4 protein-coding genes are annotated in these 3904 nt (G+C 68.9%); 1 reads left to right on the top strand and 3 read right to left on the bottom strand.

Translation table 11 applies throughout. The features are described 5' to 3' along the window. On the top strand, positions 1-1008 hold a 1008-nt coding region (locus Q4F04_RS14840), incomplete at its 5' end, for a succinylglutamate desuccinylase/aspartoacylase family protein (protein WP_303370572.1). 21 nt (positions 1009-1029) lie between these two features. Here the strand turns inward: Q4F04_RS14840 and Q4F04_RS14845 are convergent. The 3 genes from Q4F04_RS14845 to Q4F04_RS14855 form a co-directional block, all read right to left on the bottom strand. Further along, positions 1030-2202: a 2Fe-2S iron-sulfur cluster-binding protein gene (locus Q4F04_RS14845; protein ID WP_303370573.1), complete on the bottom strand. Its 1173-nt coding sequence runs from the start codon at positions 2200-2202 to the stop codon at positions 1030-1032. A gap of 2 nt (positions 2203-2204) precedes the next feature. Further along, entirely contained in the window at positions 2205-3245 is a 1041-nt protein-coding gene (locus Q4F04_RS14850; RefSeq protein ID WP_090757468.1) for an aromatic ring-hydroxylating dioxygenase subunit alpha, read from the bottom strand. A gap of 82 nt (positions 3246-3327) precedes the next feature. Continuing rightward, a partial coding sequence (locus Q4F04_RS14855; RefSeq protein ID WP_303370574.1) for a LysR substrate-binding domain-containing protein occupies positions 3328-3904 on the bottom strand: 577 nt, incomplete at its 5' end.

The following is a 3904-nucleotide window of genomic DNA, read 5'->3' on the forward strand; positions in this document are numbered from 1 at the left end:
CTGGACGCGCCGGGCAAGTCCTGGGGCTGGGTGGAACTGGACCATTCCGATAACGACCGGGATTATTCCGCGATCCGCAGCCCCCTGGGCGTGATCCGTGGCGGTGCCGGCCCCGTCGCGCTGATCACGGGCGGCAACCATGGCGACGAATACGAGGGGCAGATCATCGCCCGGCGCCTGTTCGAGATGCTGGAACTCGCCGATGTCTCCGGCGGCCTGATCCTGATGCCTGCGCTGAACATGCCGGCGGTCCTGGCCGCGCGGCGGGTTTCACCGCTGGACCAGGGCAACATGAACCGTTCCTTTCCGGGCGCGACGGGGGCGGGACCGACGCGGGCGCTGGCGGGCTTCGTCACCGCCCATCTGATGCCGCGCGCGGGGCTGGTGATCGACCTCCATTCGGGGGGAACGAACGCCGATTACATCGACTGCGCCTATCTGACGCTGACCGGCGACGCGCAGACGGACCGCCGCAACCGGACGCTGGCCGAGACCTTCGGCCTGCCCTGGACGGTCGTGGTCCCGCCCGGCAACACCGGAGGGGATCTCGATTCCGCCGCCCAGGCGGCCGGTTGCGCCATGTTTTCCTGTGAACTCGGGGGCGGGGGGCGGGTGTCGCGCGCCTCGCTGGAGGCGGGCTGGCAAGGGGTTCTACGGCTGCTGGCAGCCCAGGGCGTGATCGGCGCCGAGGTCGCGCGCAGGCTGGGCGCCGGAACAGCGCCGCCGACGCGCTTTGCCGATCTGGGCGCGGGCAGTGGCCATGTGACGGTGATGCGCCAGGCGCTGGCCGAGCCGCTGGTCGCCTTGGGGGACCGGGTCGCGGAAGGACAGCCGCTGGCGATCCTGCGCGACCTTTTCGACCTGGACCTGCCGCCGCAGGAACTGGCCGCCCCGGTCGCGGGCGTGATCCTGGTCGCGCGGCGCAACGCGCTGGTCCGGCCGGGGGACCACCTGTTCACCGTCGGGCCCGAACTGGACGCGGCGGCGGTCGAACGGATGCCGGGCTGACGGATCGGCCCGGCTCCCTTCTCAGATTTCCAGCACCACCCGGCCCACGGGGCGCGAACAGCAGATCAGCACCTGTCCTGCGGGCGGCGGGTCCAGGGGTTCGCTGGTGTATTCCACCGCGCCCTCGCGGATCGTGCAGCGGCAGGTGTTGCAGATCCCCTCGCGGCAACTGAACTCGGGGGTCAGCCCTGCGGCCTCGGCCAGTTCGAGGATGGACCCCGCGGCGGCGTCCCATGCGGCGGTGACACCCGCGCGGGCAAAGACCACCTGATCGCCCTCGACTGCTGCGGCTGGGACGGCAGCCTGCGGGGCCGAGGACAGGCGCGGCGGGGCTTCGGGAACGGCGCGGGCGTCGGGGTCGGTCAGGAACTCCAGCCTCGCCAGCGATCTCGGCGCATGGGCGGGGACATGGGTGGCGGGCCTGACGCGCGGCGCCTCGGGTTCGGCCGCCAGAGCCGCCAGCGAGCCGCCCTTGCCGAAGAACTCATAGGCGATGCGCTCGGGCGCGATGCCCAGGCCCGTCAGCAGCCGCCACATCGCCACCATGAAGGGCGTCGGCCCGCACAGATAGACCTGATAGTCGTCCAGCGGCAGCAGCGATTGCAGCAAGGCCCGGTCCACCACGCCCTCGGCGTCGAACCGGCCGGCGGCGCGATCCGCGTCCGTGGGGGCGCGATAGACGTGGCGCACCGTGATGCGCCCTTCGGAAGCCGCCGCCAGCGCCGCGACCTCGTCCCGCATCGCATGGACCACGCCGTTCTCGGAGGCGTGGACGAAGAAGGCGCGCCGGTCGGTCGCCGCCAGCCGGTGCAGCATCGACAGCAGCGGCGTCACCCCCACCCCGCCCGCCAGCAGCAGGACCGGGCGGGTGCTGTCCTCGTCCAGGTGGAAGGCGCCGCGGGGGGCGGCGATCTCGATCTCGTCGCCTTCCGCCACGCGGTCGTGCAGCCAGACGGAACCCAGCGACTCGCGCTTGACGGTGATGCGGTGGCAGTCGGGCGCATCCACCGCGCAGGACAGCGAATAGGTCCGCAGCACCGGGCCGCCCTCGGCCGGGACGCGCAGGGTCAGGTATTGCCCCGGCCGCGCCTCCCACAGCGGCCCGCCGTCGGCGGGCGCCAGGTGGAACGAGGTGATAACGCTGCTTTCCGGCACCTTGCGGACCACCCGGAAACGGCGGAAGGCCTCGGCCATCGTCAGGCTCTCATCTTTTCATCGACCATCTGCTCTTCGGCGATCATCGCCTCGAGCTGGCGGCGGAAGCGCAGCTGGCCCGCGTCGATCGACAGGTCGATATGGGGCGAGGTCTTGTGGGTCATGCCGACCTGGACTTCCTCCAGCACGGCCTTGTCCTCGGAAAAGGCGTTGCGGACGTCGTGGGCCATCATCTTCGACAATTCGGCGTCCTGCGGGCGGACGTTGCGCAGCTGGAACCAGTAATAGCGCGTCTCGCGCTCGTTCACGGGGGTCATGAAGTTGTAGCTGTCCATGACGAAGGTCCGCTCGTCCAGCGTGCCGTCCGGCCCGCCGGTGCCCGCGGGGGTGAAGACCGCGCGGATCAGCGCGTGCGCCGGATAGCGCACCTCGTAATGCTGCAGGCGGTCGCAGTTGCCCTCGAACTCGACGATCTTCTTGTAGAAGGGGGCGGGCTCGACGTTCATCATCCAGCGGTGGACAATGACGCCATTGTCCGTGCGCGTCACCTTCAGCGGCGTGTCCTTGGTCGCGGCCTGGGCGAAGCTGCCCTCATGGACCCAGGCGACGTGGGTGGGGTCCAGGAGGTTGTCGCACATCAGCAGGTAGTTGCAGGCCAGCTCCATCGCGTCGCCCGAGTTGATGCCCCAGTCGGGGCTGTCGAAATTCGGGATGTCGATGATGTCATCGGCGTCGGCGATGGCCGCGTTGCCCATCCAGATCCAGACCAGGCCGTATTTTTCGTGGATCGGATAGGGGCGGACCTTGGCGGCGGAAGGAATGCGGCCCCCGCCGGGCGCCCAGACACATTGCCCCGCGCAGTCGAAGGTCAGTCCGTGATAGCCGCATTCCACGTTGTCGCCCTTGATGCGGCCCTTGGACAGCGGCAGCTTGCGATGGGGGCAGGCGTCCTCCAGCGCGATCACCTCGCCCTGACTGTTGCGGAAGACGCAGATCTTTTCGCCCAGGACGACGACCTGCTTGAGGCTGGCGTCGATCTCGTGGCTCCAGGCGGCGACATACCAGGCGTTCTTCAGAAACACGGCGGCACCCTTTCGTGGCTGAGTTGCTGCTTATGTATAGCCAAAACCACGCCGCAACAGCGCAGAAGAAGCGCCTGATTGTTTAGCTGGCCTTAACATTTTCACCCCGCAGGGCCTTGGTTTCAAGCATCATCCAGTCCAGGAACTTGCGTGCGGGCAGCCGGCCCAGGGTCATCGGACCCCAGCAGATCACGTAAGGATCGGGCATTTGCAGCCTTCTGTCCGAAAGCCGCAGCAGCCGGCCCGATTGCAGGTCCGAGGCGACAAACGAAGCCTGCGCCAGAACCGCCCCCTGCCCTGCTGCCGCCGCCTCCAGCGCAAGGCCGGACAGCGAATGGACGGCGACAGGGCGGACCGGGCCTGGAGAGACGCCCTCGGCGGCGAACCAGTCGCCCCATCGTGGCACCGCCGAATAGGCAAAGCCCCAGTCGATGTCGATCAGCGGCAGGCGTGCCAGCGCGGCGGGGTCGCGGGCCTCGGGATGGCGCTCCAGATATTCGGGCGAGCAGACCGGAAAGCAGTGGTCGGTGAACAGCACGCGGGAATGCGCGTAAGGCTGGGCCGCCTTCCCATAGGTCAGGCGAAAGCTCTGTTCCAGTGTGCGGGGGTCGGATTCCTGGTGGGTCGCCACGATGCGAATCGGGATTTCCCCCGCTGTC

Source organism: Paracoccus sp. (in: a-proteobacteria), assembly GCF_030536915.1.
Lineage (GTDB): Bacteria > Pseudomonadota > Alphaproteobacteria > Rhodobacterales > Rhodobacteraceae > Paracoccus.